Annotated in this window: 27 protein-coding genes; 6 read left to right on the top strand and 21 right to left on the bottom strand. The window is 63.3% G+C overall.

Annotated elements, in window-relative coordinates; translation table 11 throughout:
* Window positions 1-72: 72 nt before the first annotated feature.
* The 5 genes from ACVJ5M_RS23770 to ACVJ5M_RS23750 all read left to right on the top strand — a co-directional run bounded on the left by ACVJ5M_RS23770 (window position 73) and on the right by ACVJ5M_RS23750 (window position 1,961).
* Complete coding sequence (locus tag ACVJ5M_RS23770) at window positions 73-357, top strand: hypothetical protein (RefSeq protein WP_354100132.1); 285 nt, start codon at window positions 73-75, stop codon at window positions 355-357.
* Window positions 354-593: a hypothetical protein gene (locus ACVJ5M_RS23765; RefSeq protein ID WP_354100131.1), complete on the top strand. Its 240-nt coding sequence runs from the start codon at window positions 354-356 to the stop codon at window positions 591-593. The genes ACVJ5M_RS23770 and ACVJ5M_RS23765 overlap by 4 nt, the downstream gene beginning before the upstream one ends.
* A gap of 75 nt (window positions 594-668) precedes the next feature.
* Window positions 669-1,430, top strand: a complete 762-nt coding sequence (locus ACVJ5M_RS23760) for a hypothetical protein (protein ID WP_354100130.1) — start codon at window positions 669-671, stop codon at window positions 1,428-1,430.
* 67 nt (window positions 1,431-1,497) lie between these two features.
* Window positions 1,498-1,719 carry a hypothetical protein gene (locus ACVJ5M_RS23755; RefSeq protein WP_354100129.1) on the top strand — a complete coding sequence of 74 codons (222 nt, stop codon included), beginning with the start codon at window positions 1,498-1,500 and terminating at the stop codon, window positions 1,717-1,719.
* A 14-nt stretch (window positions 1,720-1,733) separates the two neighbouring features.
* Window positions 1,734-1,961 carry a hypothetical protein gene (locus ACVJ5M_RS23750; RefSeq protein WP_354100128.1) on the top strand — a complete coding sequence of 76 codons (228 nt, stop codon included), beginning with the start codon at window positions 1,734-1,736 and terminating at the stop codon, window positions 1,959-1,961.
* 162 nt (window positions 1,962-2,123) lie between these two features.
* Here the strand turns inward: ACVJ5M_RS23750 and ACVJ5M_RS23745 are convergent, their stop codons facing one another.
* The 21 genes from ACVJ5M_RS23745 to terL form a co-directional block, all read right to left on the bottom strand.
* Entirely contained in the window at window positions 2,124-2,408 is a 285-nt protein-coding gene (locus ACVJ5M_RS23745; RefSeq protein ID WP_354100127.1) for a hypothetical protein, read from the bottom strand.
* An 11-nt stretch (window positions 2,409-2,419) separates the two neighbouring features.
* Window positions 2,420-2,644 (bottom strand): hypothetical protein, encoded by a 225-nt coding sequence (locus ACVJ5M_RS23740; protein WP_354100126.1) that lies wholly within the window; start codon window positions 2,642-2,644, stop codon window positions 2,420-2,422.
* Window positions 2,641-3,693 carry an SGNH/GDSL hydrolase family protein gene (locus ACVJ5M_RS23735; RefSeq protein WP_354100125.1) on the bottom strand — a complete coding sequence of 351 codons (1,053 nt, stop codon included), beginning with the start codon at window positions 3,691-3,693 and terminating at the stop codon, window positions 2,641-2,643. The genes ACVJ5M_RS23740 and ACVJ5M_RS23735 overlap by 4 nt, the downstream gene beginning before the upstream one ends.
* The gene (locus ACVJ5M_RS23730; RefSeq protein WP_354100124.1) at window positions 3,668-4,876 is read right to left on the bottom strand and encodes a hypothetical protein; all 1,209 of its coding nucleotides are present in this window, start codon (window positions 4,874-4,876) and stop codon (window positions 3,668-3,670) included. Before ACVJ5M_RS23730 ends, ACVJ5M_RS23735 begins: the two co-directional genes overlap by 26 nt.
* Window positions 4,876-5,229: a hypothetical protein gene (locus tag ACVJ5M_RS23725; protein ID WP_354100123.1), complete on the bottom strand. Its 354-nt coding sequence runs from the start codon at window positions 5,227-5,229 to the stop codon at window positions 4,876-4,878. Before ACVJ5M_RS23725 ends, ACVJ5M_RS23730 begins: the two co-directional genes overlap by 1 nt.
* The gene (locus ACVJ5M_RS23720; RefSeq protein ID WP_354100122.1) at window positions 5,226-6,089 is read right to left on the bottom strand and encodes a hypothetical protein; all 864 of its coding nucleotides are present in this window, start codon (window positions 6,087-6,089) and stop codon (window positions 5,226-5,228) included. The genes ACVJ5M_RS23725 and ACVJ5M_RS23720 overlap by 4 nt, the downstream gene beginning before the upstream one ends.
* A 9-nt stretch (window positions 6,090-6,098) precedes the next feature.
* On the bottom strand, window positions 6,099-7,577 hold the full coding sequence (locus ACVJ5M_RS23715; RefSeq protein WP_354100121.1) for a hypothetical protein: 1,479 nt from the start codon (window positions 7,575-7,577) through the stop codon (window positions 6,099-6,101).
* Entirely contained in the window at window positions 7,574-7,918 is a 345-nt protein-coding gene (locus ACVJ5M_RS23710) for a hypothetical protein (RefSeq protein ID WP_354100120.1), read from the bottom strand. The genes ACVJ5M_RS23715 and ACVJ5M_RS23710 overlap by 4 nt, the downstream gene beginning before the upstream one ends.
* A 2-nt stretch (window positions 7,919-7,920) precedes the next feature.
* Window positions 7,921-8,874: a hypothetical protein gene (locus ACVJ5M_RS23705; RefSeq protein ID WP_354100119.1), complete on the bottom strand. Its 954-nt coding sequence runs from the start codon at window positions 8,872-8,874 to the stop codon at window positions 7,921-7,923.
* A gap of 47 nt (window positions 8,875-8,921) precedes the next feature.
* Window positions 8,922-11,099 carry a hypothetical protein gene (locus tag ACVJ5M_RS23700; protein WP_354100118.1) on the bottom strand — a complete coding sequence of 726 codons (2,178 nt, stop codon included), beginning with the start codon at window positions 11,097-11,099 and terminating at the stop codon, window positions 8,922-8,924.
* A gap of 5 nt (window positions 11,100-11,104) precedes the next feature.
* Entirely contained in the window at window positions 11,105-12,187 is a 1,083-nt protein-coding gene (locus ACVJ5M_RS23695; RefSeq protein WP_354100117.1) for a hypothetical protein, read from the bottom strand.
* A gap of 8 nt (window positions 12,188-12,195) precedes the next feature.
* Window positions 12,196-13,029, bottom strand: coding sequence for a hypothetical protein (locus ACVJ5M_RS23690; RefSeq protein WP_456679398.1), 834 nt, complete (start codon window positions 13,027-13,029; stop codon window positions 12,196-12,198).
* Between the two features lie 9 nt (window positions 13,030-13,038).
* Window positions 13,039-13,314, bottom strand: coding sequence for a hypothetical protein (locus tag ACVJ5M_RS23685; protein WP_354100115.1), 276 nt, complete (start codon window positions 13,312-13,314; stop codon window positions 13,039-13,041).
* Window positions 13,311-15,062: a hypothetical protein gene (locus ACVJ5M_RS23680; RefSeq protein WP_354100114.1), complete on the bottom strand. Its 1,752-nt coding sequence runs from the start codon at window positions 15,060-15,062 to the stop codon at window positions 13,311-13,313. Before ACVJ5M_RS23680 ends, ACVJ5M_RS23685 begins: the two co-directional genes overlap by 4 nt.
* Before the next feature lies 1 nt (window position 15,063).
* Window positions 15,064-15,402: a hypothetical protein gene (locus ACVJ5M_RS23675; protein ID WP_354100113.1), complete on the bottom strand. Its 339-nt coding sequence runs from the start codon at window positions 15,400-15,402 to the stop codon at window positions 15,064-15,066.
* 61 nt (window positions 15,403-15,463) lie between these two features.
* Window positions 15,464-15,697, bottom strand: coding sequence for a hypothetical protein (locus tag ACVJ5M_RS23670; protein ID WP_354100112.1), 234 nt, complete (start codon window positions 15,695-15,697; stop codon window positions 15,464-15,466).
* A gap of 35 nt (window positions 15,698-15,732) precedes the next feature.
* Entirely contained in the window at window positions 15,733-16,146 is a 414-nt protein-coding gene (locus ACVJ5M_RS23665) for a hypothetical protein (protein WP_354100111.1), read from the bottom strand.
* 82 nt (window positions 16,147-16,228) lie between these two features.
* The gene (locus ACVJ5M_RS23660) at window positions 16,229-17,440 is read right to left on the bottom strand and encodes a phage capsid family protein (RefSeq protein WP_456679397.1); all 1,212 of its coding nucleotides are present in this window, start codon (window positions 17,438-17,440) and stop codon (window positions 16,229-16,231) included.
* Window positions 17,441-17,499: 59 nt separating this feature from the next.
* Complete coding sequence (locus ACVJ5M_RS23655) at window positions 17,500-18,360, bottom strand: hypothetical protein (protein ID WP_456679396.1); 861 nt, start codon at window positions 18,358-18,360, stop codon at window positions 17,500-17,502.
* A gap of 116 nt (window positions 18,361-18,476) precedes the next feature.
* A complete protein-coding gene (locus tag ACVJ5M_RS23650; protein ID WP_354100108.1) occupies window positions 18,477-20,540 on the bottom strand; it encodes a portal protein in 2,064 nt (687 codons plus the stop codon).
* A gap of 6 nt (window positions 20,541-20,546) precedes the next feature.
* Entirely contained in the window at window positions 20,547-21,995 is a 1,449-nt protein-coding gene (gene terL, locus ACVJ5M_RS23645; RefSeq protein ID WP_354100107.1) for a phage terminase large subunit, read from the bottom strand.
* Window positions 21,996-22,079: 84 nt separating this feature from the next.
* Between terL and ACVJ5M_RS23640 the strand changes: the two genes are divergently transcribed.
* Window positions 22,080-22,406: a hypothetical protein gene (locus ACVJ5M_RS23640; RefSeq protein WP_354100106.1), complete on the top strand. Its 327-nt coding sequence runs from the start codon at window positions 22,080-22,082 to the stop codon at window positions 22,404-22,406.
* Window positions 22,407-22,411: the final 5 nt, after the last annotated feature.

Raw genomic sequence — 22,411 nt, 5'->3', positions numbered from 1 at the left:
CGGCCCCAACTTCACCGCAGGCATCGTCCTGTTCGACGACGTCGTGGTCGAGGCCGCGCCGTCCTGCGGCGGATGAAACGCTGGAAGCGCGACGAGGTGCGCGCAGAGTGCCACAGGCTGGGCTGGAAGATCACCGTGGTGCATCAGATCGAGCGCGAGGAGGTCACGGCGCCGCGCTACAAAGTCGGCATCACCCAGCACCCGGAGAGCTTTGAGGTGGTGCTGCCGGACGGGCGCACCGAGTTCATCTATTTCGACGAGAACGCAAGCCGCCGCGCCATCAGCGGCCGACCATCCAAAGCCGTCGCGTTCGCCAGGGCGCAGGCAATGCTGCCGGTGAAGAAGGAAGAGCCATGACGATGGAATTGATCGTGATGCGATTGGCCGACATGAAGCGTGTCCACCCGAAACAGATCGAGGCGACCTGTTCGGCCTGCGGCCACGTCGTCGGCGTCTATCCCTCGGGGCAACGGATCATGGCGCAATACCCTGAGATCAAGCTTGTCTGTCAGGTTTGCAAGCAGCCGGGCACTGACGCACAGCTCGCGCCGGGTGCGAGGCTTGAACCGTTTCAATCGATGAAGAAGCAATGATCGGGGCTCAATGATCGAGGTCGTTGGCGCACAACAGGTCTGGAACAATGGACGAATCACTCAAGGAAGCAGGGCATGACTTTCCGCAACGAGCTGACTGACATCGCGACCAACGAATTGAGGGCGCACGGCATCAAAGGCCATCTGCGCGACACCAACGGTGGCCACATCGAGATCGCGTGGCAGGTGGTGCCAGAGAAGGAGGTGCGGCGCGTCGTCGTCGCGAAAACACCGAGCGACTGGCGTGCACGCATGAACACGCGCGGCGAGATTCGCCGCCTGCTGCGCGCCGACAATGTCGCGCTGAAGATGACGCAGACGAAGCCGAAGAAGGCGGCCGCGCTCAAGGTCGAGCGGGCGATGTCACTGCCGCAGGAGATCCTGCCGATCCCCGATCAGGTCGCAGCACTCCGTTCCGAGGTCGGCGATCTCACCGAGCTGGTGCTGCGGCTCACCAAGATCGTCACGGGTGTGCGCGACACCATCGCGGCCTATGTTCCGGCGCCAGCGGTCGTCGCGCCCGCACCGACGTCGTCGCGCAGCATCAAGCTGATCGAGTACCTGTCGCATGATCGATGGGTGAACGTTGATACCCTGCCCCGCGACACCGGCCTGAAACCCGAACAGATCAAGCTGAAGCTGCAATATCTGAAGAACCATGACGAGGTCGAGATTTTCCGGGGACAGGTTCGACTGAAGCAGACCACGCCGAAGCCGAAGAAGATGCACTGGAAAACCGCGCGCAAAGCCGCAGCGGACGCGGCAAAACTCGCCACCACGAAGCAGCCGAACAAGGTGAACGGACTTCCGCGACTCCGCATTGCGGAATCGAATTAAGTTGGCAGTCGCATTTATTGCGACTATTGTTTTCGGCGTGGCAACGTAGTCAGCGAAGGGTGCTGCAATGAAGATCTTCACCATCGCCGACGTCCCCGACGATTTGGCGCACGCTTGGTTGCAGCACCTGCGCGATTTCGATACTGCGAATCCCGGCTGTCATTTTCAGGTCATGGCCGACGCACCGACCATGACGCTGATCGACATCATCGAGACGATTCAGGTCCACCCGGATCTGGAGCTTCAGGCAATTCTCGAACGCAAGAGCACGGGCTGCGGGGGCAGCTAATCCACGAGGGTGCGATGTCCAGCACCACTGTTCTTTTGTTGCCATACCGCCACCGGCTTCTGATCAACATGGTGGAGATCCTGATGCTGTTCTTCAATCGGGATGAGCGCGTCGCCATGTTGATCGAGGTGATGACCCACGAAGCCAGCGACCTCACCGAGGACGACGAGCAGTACGACGCCTTCGCTGATGCCGTCGCAAATGCCGTGAAGCTCGAACGCAGGATACGGCGCCTTCCATGACGCCGCCTCGCCGCGCACACCCCCCATCGGCCCATGTGCGTGGCTAACTTCAGGGACCGCCCGGTGGGAATCGGCGGTCCCTCTTTTTTTGCGGGCACAAAAAAAACGCCCGCGCCCCAGCCGAAGCCAGAGCGCGGGCTCTCCTACAGAGATCAGCAGCCGTTACAGATCGATGGCGGCCCCGGTGGATACGGCGGCAACGGCTCGACTTGCGAGGCTCCCCCACCGAAAGGGGCCACCGACATGAACGCCTGCCGCGCCGATCAGCACCAGGATCACCCACAGCACGATCAGCACGAGGATCACAATCAGCAGGACATGGATGATTCGGGCGAACGGTTCGGGCAGCGGGATCAGCGGCAACAGTTGCGTGATCGCCCAATAGACCACGCCGAGAATAACCAGCGTGACGATGATTCCGATCAGTGTTCCGATGACGCCGCTCATGGCCGTTCTGCTCACTGTTGCAGAATGTCGCGGGCGCTGTCGCAATCCTCGCGCACGGTGACAAATTTGCCGTCCGTCAGGTTGACGATGCAGGCGACGCCTTTGGTGGTGTGCTTGGTGGTGTCGTCGTCGCTGCGGGCCTCGCGCAGGCTCGTCACCGTCATGGGGTTGATGCTGATTTCGTGTCCATCGGGGCCATGCAGGATGACCAAGACCAGCGCCGTCGCGAGGATCATGTGATCGCGGCTCCCCAACCAGTTGCGATCTGCACCTCCCCGGCATCGGTCGGATGCGTGCCATCCGGGCCGATTTGCGTGCCGGGATCACTGATAAGCGTTGCGCGATCCACCCCAATGAATTGGGAACAGCCGAGCGCAGCGATGACGTTGCCCGCAACGTTGGCATAACTGCTTAACGGGATCGGGAGACTTGCTGCATTGTAGATCGTGCCGCACAGGTAGACTGGCACGGTCGGGTTGACGGCATGCACGGCTGGCAGGAAGGCACTCAAATTTGCCTGATAGTTTGCGACCGGGGTTTGGGCCAAATATTCATTGGTGCCCGTCATCACGATCATTAAATCGGGGGCCAGGTTGACGCAGGCGGTGCCGTCCGATGGGATTACTACTCGCCCGCCATAACCCATATTGATGCAGCGGAAACCCCTGTTCGCGGCGAGCAGATACGGCCATGACCGGCGCAAGTCCGTGGCCTTGAACCCTTGCGTGATACTGTCGCCGTAGCACAGCATCAATCGGCCAGTACGCGCAGCGGCGGCTGTCACCACGGACGGCGGCGCGACTTGGATGCTTCCAAACTCGACCCCATCAGCATAGGGCAACACGATCTCATAGAGCCGATCCGCGCTCGACCCCATGTTGATCGTGATGGTCGATGTCACGACTTGGTTGAGCGTGCCCGGCGTCTGAAAATTGCTGTTGAACACGCCATCGACAAAGACGTGGCCGATCAGGTTGCGGGAATCCGTTCGCGTGACAAGACCATTCCAGCGCAACTGCACCGTGACGGAAGCGGCATTTGAGCGAAACCGTTGCCGTGCCCCCGGCATGCAATATTGAAAGTCGGTGCCCGCGTCGTTGATCGGGCGTTGAAACCGCATGAAGCCGCCGACGTAGGACGGCGCGACGCAATCGGTGTAGGCAATCAGCGGATCGTTGGCGGCATAGAGGCCAGCAATTGGCGGATACTCCGAGCCGCCGCCCGTGCCGATCCGCTGCGCGCCGACACCCCACATCACATCACCATGACGGAACAGATTCCGCATATTCAAACCGCGCTGGGACTTGCGACGCGGCTATAACAGGGGTTGGTCCATTGGCCTGCGCACCCAAGGTCAGGTTTTGACCGAGGGTGACGATTTGCTGGGTGGAACCGTAGATGGTTCCCGCCGTGACAAACCCTGTAAAAGAAAAGACGCCGGAAAGGATGCCGTTTGACAAACTGGCGATCCACATTTGAGCATAGGTCGCGCCGCTTCCTTGCGTCAGGTAAATATAGCCATTGATCAGGAATGTACCGGCCCGAGGCGCGATGAAGGCTTGGTTGACGCTGTCGAAACAGAGATTGAGGCCAGACGGATCAACCGACGTCGTCAGGTTGATCCTTGCCCCCGGTTGTGCCGCCGACGCCTGATCTGTGCTGCGCGACAATAGGCCGGTGAATGGCAATTGCTTCGCTTGCAGCACTTGCCAGTCGGCGCCGTTTGAGCGCAACAGCACACTCTCGTTGGTCCACATAACGATGCTCGCGCCACTGCGGCCGATTGCTCCGGCTGGCGTCGTCAGCGTGAATGTCTTGGTGGCACTCGCCGCATTACCGACGACGAAGCCGATTAGTTTTCCTGCATTGCCGACCGGCGTTGGCAGGGTCGTAGTGAATGCCGCCGCGCCGGTGATGAAATGCAACTTCCCAAACGCCGCACTGGTCAGCGTCGATGCGGCAGTGAGGTTGACGACCGTCGAAACATCGAGGCCGCCAAGATTGCGATATGACGCGGCTGCGTCCTGAACGTCCGCGAGATTGCTGACGGGATCGAGTACCTTGGCCCATGCCGCGCTCTTGCGCCCGTAGCTGAGACCATCGTTCGGCGCTTCGGGAATGCCGCCGCCGCCACCACCGGAGGCCGGATGAACGTGATCCTCACGGGCATACTTCGCCGAGACGCCGACCGCGCCAGTGCCGCTTTCAATCAGGGGATTAGCAGTCGCCGGGGCCGCGCCGCCAGTGAGGATTGCGATGGGGATTTGCGCATATTGGCCGGTCGCAGGATCGAAGATCAGGGCATTGGTCGCGACAGGCGGGAGCGCACTGATGACGGGAAAATCATTGAAGTCGAGATCGAAATAATACTTCCCGTTTTCCTTGCGCACGGCGATGCCAGCGCCGCCGTAGACGGCGGCCGGGAAGCTCAGCAATGCTTTGAGTTTGACCTTGGGGAGCAGCGCCATCAGAGTTTGGTCTTGATGTGAGAGAGCACAGCCGTGACGTTCGGCAGCGAGAGAACCTGCTGATACAGCTCGACCCACAGCGTGAAGTCGGGCTGCTGCGCGATCCGCAGCGCCAGCATGTCGGTGTAGCCATCGAGCACGCCAGCCGGAATCGGGCGAAGCAGGCCGGAAGCCGCCATCACGGCGCCGAGGCTGTGCTCGGTGTCGATCTCGATTGGCGCTGAGCCATCAGCCGCCCAGTCGACATAGGCCGGATCACTCGGCAGGACGTAGTCGTGCAGCTTGGACGAAAACACGCGCGAGGCGTCACCAGCAACGATCCAATACCAATCAAACAAATCGTAAGTTTTCATGTGTACTGACCTCCCGTCGCCGTCGTTCCCGCGACGCTTCCCGGAAACAGATTGATGTTGCCGGTGTCGAGAATGACGCTGTTGGTCACGGCTTGATAGCGCGAGCCGGTCACGGCAAAGGCGCCGAGGGCGAACGTTGTCGTGAAGGCGCTCAGCATGCCAGTCGATCTGGCAATAGCCGTCGCGCTGGAAAAGGTCATATTCGCGCCAATCGTGAACGCCGCACCATTGATGTAGAGGTAGCCGCCGTTTTCAACGAGCATAAGACCAGCGCCGCCCGTCAAGACCTTGTGCGCGCCTTGCAGTTGCAGCCTGCCAAAGCTGCCACAATAGACCCGGAAATTGCTGCTCGTGCCCGCCCACTCGCAACCCGTGAACGTAACAATGGTGTACGAACCAACGTTGGCGTCCTGCCCGCCCGAGGATTGCAGCCGGAAACCATTGAAGCTGAAATTGCCGCCGACGACGGTGGCGGCATATACCGCGACGCTGGCCGAACTGATGATGACATTGCCCGGCGTCGTCGTGTTGCCGTTGAAGGTGACATTGCCCGACCCCAAATAGGACTTCAGGATCAGTTGCGCATAGGTGCCGTTCGCCACCGTGACGACGTTGTTGAAAATACTGTTGTCGGTCGCCGCGATGACATCCATTGCCTTTTGCAGCGTCGCAAGAGCGGTTCCGGACGTCAGGCCGTCGTTGGCATCGCTGCCCGTTGCGGTGTTGACGAATAGATTGCGATCCGCCGTCAAGACAGGGCGACCGCCGCCGCTACCAGCCCTGCCCCACTTCTCGCCGTCCCATGTGTAGCCCTGATAGGTCTGGCCGATTGTGGGGGATGCGGGAAAATCAAAGGCCATTTCGATCCCTCACCCTACCCGATAAATGAACACGGCTTCACTGCCAGCCGTTACGTTGGTGAAGCAGATACGGAATTTTGCCAACGCCCCGGAAGCCACCGCACCGCCAAGGCCGAGACCGCTGAGTGTCACGCCAGAGCCGCCAACCAGCGTCACGGTGAAATTGGTGACGTTGCCAAAACTAATCTCGATGCTGCACGGCAATTCGGCGTTGTGACCGGGGCCATTGAGTACAAGATTGGCCGCCGTGTCGGTCAGGTCGTTGACCGCGCCGGTTATCGCGCCCGAACGGATCGTCAGGCCCTGTAGTAACTGCGCCGCCGTGATCGTCATCGATGCAGTGGATGTGATATCGACGCGCGACCAACCGTCAAAGAGCGCGGCGGCAGTCGTCACGGCCCCGAGGCCATGACCGAGCACCATCACGTTGTCGCGGTTCGGAATGCGCGCCAGGGTGCCGATGGCGTGAGCGTTGGTGCGCGCGCTCGCCGTTGACTTGCCGGTGTTCCTGCCAATGTAGGAGCAACTGACGTCGTTGATCGAGCCGAAATAGGTCAGGCCCGTTCCGCCCCAGTTTGCCGTCCCCGCTGTGTCTGCACCCGCCGCCGTGTCGCCAAGCGCGATCACGCCTTGGCTGTGAAGTCCCATGAAATAGGCGGCGTGACCAATTGCGACATTGTAACCGCCATCAGTGTCATAGGCCATCGATGCGCGGCCGAGCGCGACATTGCTTTGCCCGGTCGTGACAAATCGGCCCGCGACATGCCCGACAAACGTATTCCACGTCGAGCCCGCGCTGTTGAGCGCCTTCCCGGCTTGATAGCCGACAAGCGTGTGTCCGACGTCACTGGTAAACGATGCGCCCGCTTCGGGGCCGACAACGGTGTTTTGCGTGCCGGTCGTCAGCGCCGCGCCCGCGCTTGTCCCGCCAATGACGTTGTTGGTGCCGACAATTCGCACGGTGGTTGACAGATCGACGCTGCCGCCGCTGCCGCCGCTGATCGCAACCCACTGCGCGCTGTTGCCGTCATTGTAGCGAATAAGCAGATTGCCGGTGTCGCTCTCCCACCATAGCGAATTGTCGGCCGCGCCCACTGGCGGCGTGTCGGAAACCAGCACCGACGCGCCACCACCACCACCAAAGGCCGGATGGACGTGATCCTCGCGCGCATATTTGAGCGACACCCCGACCGCGCCCGCGCCGCTTTCGATCAGCGGCGTCGCGGTGGCGGGAGCGCCGCCGCCGATCTGCGTTTGCAGATTGGGCAGGTTGATGCGGCGATAGGTATCCTGCGTGCTCTCCCACAACGCGACGAACGTGGTCGGCACCACAGTGACGGGGACGTTGGTGATTTCGGCGAGTTCGCCGAAGGCCAGATCGAAATAATATTTACCGTTCTCCTGGCGCACGGCCAGCCCGGTGCCGCCGTATACTGCCGCCGGGAAACTCACCAGCGCCTTGATCTTGAGATCGGGAAGATCGGTCATGTCGCAGGCACCACGCCGTCAACGATGGCGAGCGGGCCGACGCTGAGCTGCACGGTTTGCGAGCGGTCGTCGTTCCACAACGTCAGGCCGGTGTCGCACTGGCCGGGGCAGAAGCCCTGCATCTCGGTCAGCGTGAAGAACCAGCGGAAGGTGCCGAGATCGACAATGGTCAGCTTGCCGTTGTCGGTCGAGGCCTCCAGCGTGCGACCGTTCTTGTCGCGCACGACGAACACCAATGAGCACAGCGACAGGTCGATGGGGTTGTCATCGAGGTCAGTGACCATGCCGATGAACACCCACGAGGCGCGGTTGCTCTGGGGCGGGAATGTGACGTGATACATGGCTACAGCTTCATGTAGACGGTGCAGAGTTTGCGGGGGCCGACGGTGCGCATTGGACTGCCGCCCCCTTGGCTGTAAGTCGTATCGAGACCGTTGCTGCTATTGACGCGAACGCCGGTTGCAGCGGCGCCGATGCCAATCGTCTGATTGGGGGCGTAAGTGCAGGGATTGGGGGCGGTGCCGGTCTGGAAGGTGTTTTGAACTACGGCGGCGTTGATAGAGGGATGCCCGTGCGTGGGGTCATAGATGCCCGCAGAATGAAAATGCGACGGCATTTGCGCGAGGGTCTGAGTGATGCTCTCACCACCGCCCGCCGCGCCGAGAACGGTTGCCGTTGCCCCGAAAAAGCTCGCGGTCAAACGACCGGCCGGAGCGTTGCCCATATCGTCAAGGCCGCTGATCGCGTAGCCGCGCCAGTCCGGCGTCACGATCTGCTTGTTGGCAGTCCAGTCGGCGAGCGCGGTCGCGCCCCGGCCGCCGCTGACCGCGAGACTGGAATCGACGCCCCACAGATACAGAAACAGCGCCTGCGCGTCGGCATTGGCGCGCTCGGTCGCGCCCGAGGTGGACGATCCAATGGTGAGACCATTGAGCCGCACATAGCCTTGCAGCGCGCCGACGCCGTAACGCAGGATCATGTTGCCGGTCTGGATCAACTGCGTCGGATCGACGGCCGCGCCGCCGCCGCCACCGGCCGAGGGGCCGATCACCAGCACGCTGTCGGCCGCGAGCTGCACCACGCCTGCCTTGTCCTGCAAGCGGATCTTCACCGTGCCGTCGGCGACGAAGAATTGTGGCACCCGCCCGGCAGCGTCGAGCGTCATCGGGTACGGCTGCTTGATCGTCAGCGCGGTGTCCTGAAACGCATCCTGCGGCGTCGAGACGGTGCCCGCCTGAATGATGTAGAGCTGGCCACCGGACAGCGGTTTGCCGTAGACGTCGAACTGCTGCGTCATCGACAGCGGGATCGTGCCTGCCATGGTGACCTCAATAAAAAACCCGCCTACTGGGCGGGTCGGTTTGGCGAGACGTAGAGACGTTCAGGTGGATCGCTCCTGCCACTGGCCTCCTCGCCCGCGACACGCGCGATGTATTTGTCGGTGCCGCGCAGCATGTTCATCAGCGTCGGGCTCTTGCGGATGATGTCCACGCCGCGCTGAAGATCTCGCGGATCTTTGGAGACCAAGAGATCAGCCATCTTGCGCGCGACGTTGGCCTCGATCTTGACGCCGCCATGTCGCGCACCTGCCGCCAGCAGCCCGACCATGGTCGCGACCGGATGATCGAAAGGATTGGCGCCGCCGCCCGACAGGCCGTAGGCACCGAGCCCGATGCCAGCCGTCGCGCCGCCACTCGCGAGACCCATCTCTGCCAATTGCCGCGCGGTGGTCGGGCCTCCGGTCACTGCACGGTTGGCGTGCTGCATGATGCCCTCGACGCGCAGCATGGCCTCGAGTTGGTTGGCGCGCTCGGGGCCGAGTGCGATCATCAGCTTCTCAGTCGCCTTCGGGCTGTCGGAGATCTGATTGAGCACATCGCGGCGATATTTCACGCCTTGCAGCTCATCGAGATATTTGGAGACAAAGCCGTCCTGAAACAGTTGGCGCTCGTTGGGCGTCATCTTCGCCAGGGCGCGACGCGCCTCGCGCGGCTCCATGCTCTTGCCGACAAAATTTTGTCCGGCCTCCAGCGCGTTGTCGGCATCGAAAAATTTAGCAGCACCCGCGCGTGCGTCCGCGTAGCTGGGCACAGCTTCATCGAGGTGCTCGCGGAGAATCTTCGACCAGTCCTGCGAGTTGCGATCACCCCGGTCGAGGTTGCGCTTGACGATGTCCCAAAACTGAAGGTTCGGCGTCATCGTCGCTTCGCCGTCGGTCTTGAGCTTGAAGCGGCCGGTCGCCTCGTCCATGTAGAACGGATTTTTTGGCGGGGTGAAGCCCATCTTTGCCGCTTCGCTCTTGGCATTCACCATCGCCTTGCGGATCGCGGCCTGCACCTCCGGGGCCTGCGAAATCTGTTCGAGGCCTTCACTCCACGGCAGGTTGGCGCCTTCGGAATAGGCCTTCGCATAAGCGGGCTTGTTGACCTCGCGCGAGGCCTTGATCAGTGCTTCCGCCTGCGCGTCGGCGTCGGGATAGTGGAAGGTCTCGCGCAGCCAGTTGGTGAAGCGATCACCCTGCCCCTCGAAACGACTGCCGACAGCTTCGGTGAGGATGCCGCGCGCTTCTGGCGATTGGTTGGCGGCCGACCGCGCCTGTGCGCGCGTGGTCTCGCCGCCGAGATCCATCACCATCGCCGGGCCGCCAGCGTCCATGCTCTGTCCGGCCTCGGCGTTGGTCAGCCGACCGCGCGCAAGCGGATCGCTTTCGACAGCATGGTCGATGCCGGTGACCACGCGGCGAGCTGCTTCGCCCTCGGGATCGCGGAAGCCCCGCACCGTCGCGGCGAACCGCTCTGCAAGCGGGCTCACGACCCGGCCAGCGCCTTCAAGCAGCGTCGAGCCAGCGCCGCCGACGCCGCCGCCAATCGCACCGCCCAGCAGCGCCTTCCTGAGACGCTCCTCCGCTGTTTCGCCCTCACCCGCACCGGACGCGGCACCCGACAGCAGGCCTGTCAGCGCGCCCTCTGCAATGCGCCGTCCGGCTGCGTTGCCGATCACCTTGGCTGGCAGCGTCACCGCACCACCGGGCATCGCTGCGCCAGCAAGAGCACCAGTGACATTGCCCGCCAGCGAGGTCGCCGGATTTTGTTCAGCCCCCTCCCTCTCGGCCGTGCGAAACTCATCGCGGCCGGTCTCGTAGTCCTTGGTTGCTTGCGGGTCGCGGCCGGTGATGGCGTTTGCCGCAAGCCGGGCGCCGCCTGCCAGTGTGCGCAGCGGCAGCACGCCGAACGGCAGCGGGATCGCATCGGGGATCTTGTCGGAGGCTGCATTGCGCATGCCCGCGAGTTCATCGGCGAGATTGAATGATGCGCCCTGCGCCGCGCCGCGCGCGAACGTCTCGCCATAGCCGCGCGGCGTGCCCTTCGGTGCTTCCGGCTCAGCAGGCGCATTCTTCTTGGCCTGAAACTCCGGCGACGGGATCACAACCTTGGTGACAAACTCCTCCTGTTGCTGCGGGCTCATCTGCAAAAATTCGTCGCCGACATTGACGCGAACGCCGCCGATGTTGAGCTTGGGCATCAGTCCTACTCAATGGTGAAGGATGGAGTTTTGACCACGCCGGGGCCTGCGACAGGCCCGGTGGTCGAGCTGCCACCGCCGGGCTTGTAGTAGGTGCCGCCGCGCAGCTCGTTGGCGCGCTGCTGGGCTGCGTTGAGCTTGATGTTCGCCATGCCGATAGCGCGGTCGTAGATGTCCTGCCGCACAGCATCCGACTTGTTGACCGAACCTTGCAGCTCCAGCAGGATTTTACGCTCGCCCTCGGTCGGTGCTGCGCCGAAGATGCTCTTGAGTTGCGACAGCGCGTTCGCGAGCACCTCGTTGTGCAAATTCTCGGTGGCAATACCACCTTTGCCAAATTCGCTGTCCTTGCCGAGGAAGCTGGTAAAGTAGCCGCGAGCGCCAGCGGTGGGCCCCTCATAAGCTTTCGGCGAGAGCGCCTTGGCCCGGTGAAGACTGGCGACCACGCCATTGAGGTTGACGACCTGTTCGTCGGCGGCCTCGATGAATTTTTTGTCGGTGGCGCTGAGCGGCTGAGCGTCCTCGCGCGGCATCTTGCCGGTGAGCACGTAGGACTGATAGCCGGGCGAGCCTTCCGCGAGACCGTTTGCGATGGCCTGCTGCTTGCGCTGCTCAACAGTCTCCGCAAACGTGGGGTCGCGCGGCGGTGGCATCTTGCCGGTCAGGATAAATTCCTTGGCTGCCGGAAGGTTGGGATCGATCTTTGCCGCGACCACTTTCTTGGCGCGGCCTTCCGGCGTGTCCTCGTCGAACGTCTCCTGCGCGCGACGCTCCTGATTTTCCTGGATGGTGAGCGCACGGTTGGCGCGCTGATCGGTGATGTCATAGCGCCGGTCCTCGCGCGCCTGATCTTGCAGGTGGGTCTGCATGTTCAGACCCATGGTGGCGAGATCCGGATGACCGGAGCCGATCAGCAGATTGGCATTGCGTGCGGCGTCGGGCCCGAGCGCGGCAAGCGTGCTCTGCTTCAAGCGGTCTTGCTGACCCTGCTGGTAGATCTTGCCGAGGTTGCCGAGCGAAGACCACATCGATGGGTCCACGCCCGAGTTCACCTGATAGGTCGGGAACGAGATCGGTGAGATCGTCATGGCGTCGCCTATGCTGCAACCGGGCCGTAATAGCTGCTGGCGAACCGACCGGGATTGTTCGCCTGCCAGTTATTGCCGAGCAGGCTGCCGAGGCCGTTCGAGGCCATGCCCGACACCGCGCCGCCGAGGCCCGACGAGCCCAGCAGGCTGCCGAGGCCGCCACCGATGGGGCCGCCTGCCACCAAGCCCGCGAGCGACAGCCCGGCGCCGAGCAGGTTCTTGGCGCCTGCGGCCTCGCCCTGCGCCTGCAAGGTGTTCGCCGAGGTGTTGGCGTTGAGCACGCTGCCTGCGACGCCGGTCTGGTTCTGCGCGTAGTTGCTGGCGAGATTGGCGAGGTTGCCGTAGCCGGTCGCCTGTCCTGTCGCGACATTGCCCGCGAGGCCGACGCCGGTCTGACCGGCGCCCGCGAGATTTTGCAGCCAAGTGTTGTACTGCTGGTTTTGCAGGTTCTGGCCGAACGTCAGTGCGTCCTCGTCGGCGTTGCCGCTGTCATACATTCCGCTCGAACCGCGACGCCGGTTGATCGCATCGAGCCCGGCGGTGACGGCGCCGGTATAGCCGGGCGCATTCTGGAAGGCGGCAGAGGCCGCCGCGTTGCCGCCTGGTCCGTTGACGCCGAGAGCGTTGAGATAGAGATCGCCAGCCTGATTGTATTTGCCTGCGAGAGACGCGAGCGGATCGTAAGCCGAGATCGCCTTGTTGATGTTGGTGGTGCCGGTGTCGTAGCCGCTCTTGAGATAGCCCATCGCATCGGTGTTGTAGCCCGACGCGAGTGCGCGGTTTTTCTCGGCCGCCTCCGCTTCGGCACCGCCACCGAATAGCGTGTCAAAGAAACCAGCCATTGCGCGCTCCTACGTGAGCACGACGCCCTTCCAAGCGCCGTTGTAAATCCAAAGCTTGTTGTTGGTGATGTCGAACACGAGCGGCACGAAGCCGGACTGCGGCACCGGAATGCCGGTCGGCGCCCCCGCGCATGTCGGGATGTAGCTGAAGCCGGTCGTCGCCGTGTTCAGCAACAGGCCGCGACCAAATCCTTCGGCGATCTGTTGCAGCTTTTCGTACCAGACCGGATCGACGCCCTGATCGGTATCGACGGGCACGGCCTGCGACGGCAGATTGATCTTCATCGCAACGGGTCCACTTGCATGTCGATGCCCATGAACGCGAACGACAGCGGCGCGCTCTCGCGCAGGCGCCAGCGCACGCCTTGGTTCTGCGCCTGCCCCCAGATCGCCGAGCGCACGCGCCCGTCAGTCAGCGACTGGCGGCCGATCTTGACCACGCGCGGATTGCTCCAGTTCTGGCCACCGTCGCGCGAGATCGCGATGGAGATGTCAGGGTCGGTCTCCAGTGGGTCGGTGCCGGTGGCGCGGCCGACGCCCTTGGTCAGATAGAGTTCGATGGCGTTGATGCGGATCGGCGCCGGGAATGCGCCCATCGGGCCGGTCTCGATCACGATCAGCATGGGGTCACCAAGCGTGCCGGTGACGGTATGGGCGACGCCGACAGCGGGCGCGGTGCCGCCGGTCAGCGCGCCGGTCGCGGTCATCAGCGCAATCGGCTTGGCCGCCAGAGCGTCCTTGAACCGGATCGCGACAGCAACCCCCGGCAGCGGGCCGCCCGTGACGTCGATGTTGTTGGCGCCGATGCGCGTCAGCGCCTGCAAGGCCGTCTGCACCTGCGCAGCGGTGGCGTTGAACGCAATCGCTGCCGTGGTCTGTCCGTCGGATGTCAGCGTGAAGGTGCCGCCGGTTGGCGTGCCCGTGATGGTGACAGTCTGGACGTCGTTGCTGCCGAACTCGGTGTTCTTCAGGCCGTCGATGACGGCGAGGTTGCCGCTCTTCTTGTCGCCGCAGATCCACATCCCGAACGCGGCGAGCGGCAGGTAGCCGCGCCAGTAGTCCACCAGATGCGACTTGCGCTCGTGCCACGTCAGCAGCGTGGTGTCGTACTCCCAGCACCACGCGGGCCCCTGCACCACCACGACGCCATGGCCTTGGCTGACATAGACCGAGAGCGAGATCACGGTCTTGTCGGGCTCGGCCTCGATCAACAGATCGAGTTCATTGGTCGAGACCGGCGTCGGCGTATAGGCGTCGAGCCTTGAGACCCGGAAATCATCGCCGACCAGAAAGATGCCCTTGCCGAAGCCGTCGTCATGCCCGGCGATGGCGTAGGGGCCGACGATGCCGCGCGCGATGGTCGAGATGTAGTTGAAGGGGTAGCCGGTGTCGTTGACGGTGCCGCCCCAGACTTCCAGCGTGGTCGAGCCGCACAGCAGGAGCTGGCCGTTGCCGAGCGGAACCGGACGGTACAGCGTGTCGGGCTTGCTCTCGGCGTTGGCGAAGTTGAGTGCGTTGATGTTGGTCGAGTTGGGGTCCGACGACCGGGTCTGGCCGTTGCCGTAGGTGAAGATGAAAAACGAACGGTGGAACACCACCGCGTTGGGGATGCCGACGTCGAGGTCGGGATACGACACCACAGCGGTCGGGGTCGCCGGGTTGATGTAGAAGGCGCCGTCGTCGGGCGAGACGATCACGACGTCGGGCGACGGGGTCTTGTTGTTGCGCGCCATGGTCACCGGGCGGGTGCCGAGCACGGTGCCGGTCAGCGCGGTGCCGGGCCCGCCGGTCGCCGGGTAGGAATAGACGGTGTTGTTGATCACCGCGTAGATCAGGCTCCCAACGAGCAGCGCGCCCCGCCAGTTCGTTCCCGGCGAGGTGCCCCATGGACGGAGTCCCGGCGTGCGCCAGTACGCAAACGGCTTCCCAGCGGTCGCCGGGAGCTTCTCCGGGTAGCAGTTGATCAGGCGGCCCCCAGCGGCCTGCGGAAGCCTGCCAGGCGCGCTGAGTGCCGGGAGCGGGACATCGACCATGTCAGAAATAAACCGTCCGGAGGATCTCGTAGGTGGGCGTCTGGGCCACGAGGTAGCGCAGCCGCATCTCGTGGCTGGCGACGGCGCCGAGATCGAGCGGCTGGTTGGAAAACTCGCTGGCCGCGTAGATCGCGAGGATGCGCGCCGTGGTCTCGAAATAGATGTTGGGGATCTGCTCGCGGTCGATGATGACGATCTTGCCGACCTCGGCGAGCACGTCGTTGATCGCGCGCTCGATGGTGTCGTGCTCGACGGCACCCAAGGCTTCGCCGGGCACAAACTTGCCGAGGATCGCGGCGGCCTTGTTGATCAGCTCTTCCGAGGTGTGCGTCAGCGACATCGGGCTCCCCACGAAAAAAGGGACCGACTAGCGGCCCCTCTTCTTCGGTTTACCGGCCTTCTTAGGCGCGGGTTTTTTCGCTTTTGTCGGTGCCCTTGTGGCCACCGGCCTTGTCTTTGGCAGCGTCTTCGGGTCCGCCAGTGCGAAAGCACGGGTGCCCCTTGATCTTGGCGAGCGTGTCGTCATCGACCTCGATGTCTTCAGGCTTGCCGTCGAAGAAGGTGTGGCCGTAAGCCTCCGTCACCTTGGCGTCGCCGGGCGGCGCCTTGTACGTCACCGACACTTTTTGAGTCATTGTCGTTGTCCTTGGTTTCCCGTGAAACACCACGCTCAGAGAATGAAGCCGGTGAAGTACAGTTCCAGAATGCCTGCGACCGGCGCCGAGGACTGCGTCGCGATCAGCAACTGCACTTCAGTGTCGGCGAAGGTGCGGAAGAACAGACCGGTCGCAGCCATTGCGGGCAGCGCGCCACCGGCCGCGCCGATGGTCGAGCCCGACAGATAGCGCGTCGGTGAGCTGGGATCGCCGATGGACAGCACCAGCGCGGTGCCGAGCGCAGGCACAGCCGGGCCGATCATGCCGGTGATGACGAAGTCGCGCGGGATCATGAACATGCCGACGACGTTGTTGGTGGCGCCGAGATCGGCGACCGAGAGGTTCACCTTGCGGCCATAGGCCTTCTGGGTGCGCGCGAAGCCCTGACCGCCCTGCTGCGGCTGGCCGAAATCCTTACGATAAGCCATGGTCGTTTCCCTTTCCGGGTACGGGCTCGCGGATTGCGATGCCCAAAAAAGAAGGGGTGGCGCTTAACGCCACCCCCGTTGATCAGGCCGCAGGCGGTGCAGCGACGAAGCCCGTCACCATGCCCCAATCGACCAGCGTGCCGAGATCCGACGCAGGCGCCAGCGAGGACGACTGCGGGTTCTTGGCGATCTTGCCGACGCCGTACTGGGTCTCGATGCCGAGGCCAGTGACGAAGTCGTAGTCGCCGTCCTCCAGCGTGGTCGGACGCGGCATCTGGCCCATCGCATAGGCCATTGCCGCCTGACCGCACAGGAAGAACGGCTCGGCATCGACGTTGCCGACGGTGCCCGCACCCTTGAGCAGAAGCCGCTGGGTGATCTCGGGAATGTTCTTGTAGAGGATGCCGTCATACTGCAACGCGCCGCCCGTGAAGATCGGGTTGGTCTTGACCGCGTTGTTCTCGCGCGAGCGAGCATCGCGGTTGGCCTGATACATCACAGGATCGGCTTGCAGCGACTTGAACGCACGGTCACCGAGGAAGCAGACATACATCTCCTCGTCCAGCTCCTCGATCTCCCAGGGCGTGATCTTGGGACGACCGTTGTAGCTGCCGGGGTTGGCGGGATCGACGCCAGACTGCTTCGCAAGCTGCTTGGCGAGCGAACCGATGCCAGCGGTCATGAGATCGCCGACCGCGTCGATGTTGCCCATACCGGAGGCGAAGGTGCCGCCGGGGGTGTAGTTGCCGACCAGAGCGCCGAACAGCACGCGGTCGTAGTTGGACTGCACCCACGAGTTCTTGTTCGCGGTGGTGGCGTCCTTCCACTTGATGCCGTTGACGCGGTTGCCGGGGGTCTGCAAGCGACCGGCCTGCACGGCGCCGGTCGGGATCGAGAACAGCGCGTCGGTCAGATCGTCGCGAACGATGCGACGGCCCCAGCCGCGCAACAGATCGCGCGCGGTCGAGCGCACGTTGAAGCTCGATTCCTTGTTCGAGGCGCGGTTGTTCGCAACGGCGTTGCGACCCCAGTCGGCCCAGATCGGGAAGCCGTAGCTGTCGAGCTGCTCTTCATTGCCGCGCAGCGTGCCAGCACCGACACCGTCACCGGTCAACTGATTGACCAGCGGGATGTTGATCTGCTTGCCGTCTGCTTCCAGATCGGCGAGCCGCACGATGACGGAGGTGGAGCTTTCACCCATGAAGGGGTCAAAGCGGGAGCGCCGCAGGAAGTCAGAAATCACCTGACGGCGGAATTTGATCAGTTCATTGGCGACGTGATTGTTCGTAAGCATTGCCGCACCCCATGGGGTCGCGGCGCTACGGCTCGCGCGTGCGCGATGCCGTCAGAGTTCTAGCGCCGCTTTGCTGTCGTTGCGGCCCGGAACAATTCGAGTTCTGAGGGTTCAACCTGTTGGGTGTCTCCACCCGCTGCCCCGATGTTGCCGAGCGATGGCATCTTGGGGACCGACGATTTGACGGACTGATTGGTGAACGACCCGCTTGCGCTGGCCTGACCCTTGGCGTGTTCGAGAGCGGCTTTCAGAAACTCCGGATCTTTCAACGCTTCCTCGCGCTCGCGCTTACGGAAGGCTGTCAGGTCGCCGCCGACCTCGTGCAACACGACCCGCTCATGAAACCATCCGGCGATCACGCCGTAGGGATCGTGGCTCTGCATGGCGCGATTGTAGGTCGCCCACGCCATCGGGTCGTTGCGCTGCATGCCCTGTTCGAGCGCCTGTCGGGAATGCACCACCATCTCGGAGCCGAACCGCTGCACCGCCATGTCCATCGACATGGCCTCGCGCTGCACCTGCAACTCCTGCCGGAATTGCTCGATCAGCGGCTGAACCTCTGCCTTCACAAAGCCGGATGCGTCCTCGAACACATCGGGCTTCTTCGGCGCCGGCTGTTGCTGCGGCTGCGAGCGCGACAATGCAGCGAGACGTGCCGCGAGATCATCGCGCTCACGCTCGGCACGGCGCCGGGCTTCACTCTCCTCGCGCAGGCGGCCCGCCGGAATCGGCGGCTCCTGCTCGGCGGGTTTCTCGGTGGGCTTCTCGACCGGCTCGTCTGCGGGCTTGTCCGCAGGCGTGTCGGCGGGCTTGGGGTCTTCGAGCTTCGGGTTCTCAAACTCTTCAAGGGTGGTGCCGGTTGCTTCACTGAACAACGCAGCATCGTCAGGCGCGTCTGCGCCTTGGGTCGTGTCCGTCATGTCGTGGTCTCCCCGGCTCTATCGTGTCCGGCAACGTGGCTGCGATGTCGCTCGCAGCGGCGTGGCCGTGATGTCGCTCACGGCGGCGTGGTCAGGATGTCGCCCCTGACGGCGCACTAAACTGAATTGGCCCGCACTTGCCGCGCCACTTCGCGGTCCTTCATGCGGTGGAAGTGATCGAGCGCGCGGTCCTCGGTGCGGTGGAAATCATCCAGACCACGGTCGAGGTGCTGATGCAGATCCGACGAGGCGCGCTCGGCGTTCTGCTGGGCGTGCTGGGCGAGGAGCTGCAATGGCGACAGCAGCGCCTTGTGCTCGATGCCCGCCGAGGTCGCCCGCTTGTGCATGGCGGTGGCGTTCTTCTCGTTGATGTCCGCGAGCTGCTCGGCGATGTCGAGCGGAGACTTCGGTTCGGGCGGCGCACCCGGCATGCCTTCGGTGCGCGCCTTGGCCATGTTGAGCAGGCCGCCGGTCTGGGCCTTGCCCGCCTCGGCGTTGAGCTTGGCGGTCTCGGCCTGCGTCTTCTGGACGGTCGCGGCTGCGCCCTGCAACTGCAACTGCTCGGCCATCTGCTGCTGCGGCGCGTTCTGCGCCACCATCGCCTGCAATTTCTTCTTCTCGGACAGCGGCAGCGCCGACGCCTCGATGATCGCCTGCGGCGGCACCGGCACCTTGTTCTGCGCCAGCGCCATCAAGAGGTCGAACACGTCGCCCATCACCGTCTCGGTGTCGGGGCCTTCATCGACGCGGATCTCGACATCAATGTTGCCGAGCATGTTGACCAAGGTCGGCAGGCCGGTCTTGGGATCGACCGCGACGCCGTTGATCTGCATGAACTGCGCAACCTGCTGGTCGGTGGTGACGCGCAGCATGCGCTCGGCAGTCCAGTAACGCTGCGCAGCGCACCAGGCCGCCTCGTATCGCGACAGCTTCCACATCCGGAAATTCTTCAGGAACGGCCCCAGCTCGGCGAGACCGGCCTGCTGCAACGCTGATGCTGCGCGGCCCGAGACGTTCTGGCCGAACTGCTGAATGAGCTGCTGGTTGGGACCGAAGCTGTCGATCTCGTCCTTGGCGTCCTTGTAGTAGGTGGTCTGCTGCAAAAACTCTTGGTCGGGCGACAGGATCTCCAGATCCTCCTTGACGCCGCGATAGACCAGCGTGCCGTCGGCGCGCGAGGCCTCGCGCCGGGTCACCTCGATGTCATCCACGGTGCCCTCGCGGACCTTGATCTGCCGCGTGTTCATCAGGTGGATGGCTTTGCTCTTGTGCTGGTTCATCGCGTCCTGCGGCCCGCGCAGGCGGCGGATAAATCCGTAGTGGTCGCCGTCGATGTCGATCATGTTGGCGAAGGCGTTGAATTTTGAGATCGACATCGCGCGCGGATTGAAGAACGGGCTGTCGCCGCTCATGATCTCGGCGGTGCCCGTGTGCAGGCACCAGCGCCAGATTGCGCCGCGCTTGTACCAGTGGTCGATCAGGCGAACACGCTTGCGGCTGTCCACCCACAGCGTCTCGCGGTCGGTGTCGAACGCGGTCCAGTAGCCGCCGTCGTTATTGAGGCTGTCCCTGACCTTGTCGATGACCTCGGGGCCGAAGATCTCCAGCTCGTCGAGATCGACCCATTTGTAGACGCCGTGGAAGCGACCGTCGCCGAAATGGCTGCGCAGCGAGCGTGGGTCGTAGAAAAACGTCTTCGGTTCCACATACTGGAAGCGCAGATCGGGATCGCCCTTGTCGCCCTCGACCAGCATCAGCTCATCGACGCCGAAGCCGTGCACCAGCGCGTCCTTGCAGCACTCGACCTCAAGGTCTTCGATGTCGGAGGCGTCGCAGATGGTGCGGATCACTTGGGTGGCGACCTCGGCGCCCTCCTCGCCGTTCGGCGTGTTGGGGAAGCATTTCGGGTCAGTGCGCAGGCGGCGGATGGTGCCGCCCAGGCTGTCGATCTTGCGGCCGGTGCGGTCGAATGTCAGCGGCGGCTGGCCGCGCTTCTTCAGGATCTTCAACTGGTCGCCGGTCCACTGATCGATGTGATAGTAGCGCCACGCATTGCGCTGTTCATCGATCTCGCGCGACTTGGAGGAATGATAGTCCTCGAACTCGCGACGACGCAGCGTCAGCTTGTCGGTCTCCGCATCGCCGACATACTCGTCCACCTTGTTGTCAAGCGAGAGCATGATGCCTCATAGCGTCATCGGGTCCACAGACTTCGGGGTTTTGCGGCGGTAGCCGTCGTCGGGCAGCTTCATGGCGTCGGGCTTCTCGGCGCGGCCTGAGACCATGATGTCGAGCAACTGGCCACTGAGGCCCATCGCATCGACTTGGTCGTCGTGCTTGGAGGCTGGAAAATTCAGGATCTCGGCGAGCCAGTCGGCGGCCCAGACCGCGTTCTTCGGATAGAACAGGCCGTCGAGCGCGACGCGGCCCTGGATCGAACGTGCCCGCACCGCCTTGTCGCCGCGCGTCGGAAACGCCGTGCAATTGACGTGCAGGCGGCGCTGATGCATCCGCTTGTCGCGGAACGGCCCGATGCCCGAGCGGATCTGGCCCAGCTCCTCGGCCCACTCCAGCGGGCGATATTTCTGCACGAGGTCGCAGAACGCCTCGACCCATTTCTCGGCCGAGGTTTGCGCGCGCCAGACGTCGAGCAGATAGAGATTGTTGAGGTGATCGACACCGAACACGACGTGCACGGTGAAGTCGCCGCCGTCCTGCGTCACCGCGTAATCGCTCGCGCCATAGATCCGCAAGAATTTCGGGCTCGGCATGATGTCGATCGGTCGGAGCCACTCTTCCTTGAAGTAGTCGCCCTCGTCCGGCGTCGGCTCCTGCTGATACAACGCCGACCACACCCGAGGCGGCGTAGTGTTCTGCAAGCCGAGCAGCTGTTCGCCGTAGCCGTAATCGTCATCGCCCCACAGCGGCTCACCGGGCGAACGTCCGAGCGCGTCGTCGCTCTTGGCCAGCGCCGGAAGGCTCAGCACCTCCCAGTGCTGATGATTGAGACAGCGGCCAGCGAGGTCGTCCTCGTGCCAGCGGGTCTGGATCAGGATCTGCCGGGCACGCGGGATGAGCCGAGGCCGGAAGTCGTTGAGGTACCAGTCCCACAAACGATCCCGCACCAAGATGCTGTCGGCGTCCTGGCGCGAGCGGATCGGATCGTCGATCAGACCGAACAGCGCGCGGAAACCGGCGATGCCGGTCATGGCGCCCGCCGCCATGTATTCGCCGCCGGTCTTGAGCGCCCAGCGCCCTGCGGCCTGATTGTCTTCGGTGGGTTCGAGCCCGAGGATCGATTTGTTGTCGGCGATCAGATTGCGGACGCGGCGGCCCCAACGTTCTGCCAGTTCGGTGGTGTGCGAGGCCGCGAGCAATTGCGCGGTCGGAATCTGTGCGAGCAGCCACGGCGGAAACAGGATGCTGGCATAGGTCGATTTGGCAGAACCTGGTGGCATGAACACCGCGAGACGTTCGATCTCGCCGCGCGCCACCGCTTCCAGTTTTGCGATCAGGAGCCGGTGATGCTTTGCCGGTTGGTATCCATTGGCCTCACACCAATTGTTCAGCGAGTTGCGGACTTGCTTGCGTCGGAGAATCTCAGACGCAGCATCGCCCGCCGTGATGAGGACCAATCAGATCTCCGGGGGGTGGTAGTGTCGTAGGGTCGCAATCATTGCGAAAGGTGGTAGCGTCGCCCCTTTAACAGGGGACCAGCCATGCCGGGCAAATTCGAGTACCAATTGAACAAGATGTTGCGCAGCAAGACCGATACCGTCGTCACCATCATTGCCACCAGCATCTGGGGCGCCATCACGCTTGCCAGCCTGATCTATTATTGCGTGAACAACCCCGAGACTGTCCTCGGAATCGTCACGCTGGTGTTCGTGCTGGCTTACGCGGCCTTTGAACAGTTTGCGGCGCCGGTCGCGACGCTCATTGCGGTGGTGTGGGGCTGGAAGCTCTTCACATCGTTTCTCGCGGAGCGCGACCGCCAGCGCGAGGAAGAGATGCGTCGTGTCATCCGAGAAGAACTGCATCGATAAGGAGA

Source organism: Bradyrhizobium sp. S3.7.6 (genome assembly GCF_054061875.1).
The sequence above is the reverse complement of the archived record's forward strand: the minus strand, read 5'-3'. Positions and strand labels throughout refer to the sequence as shown.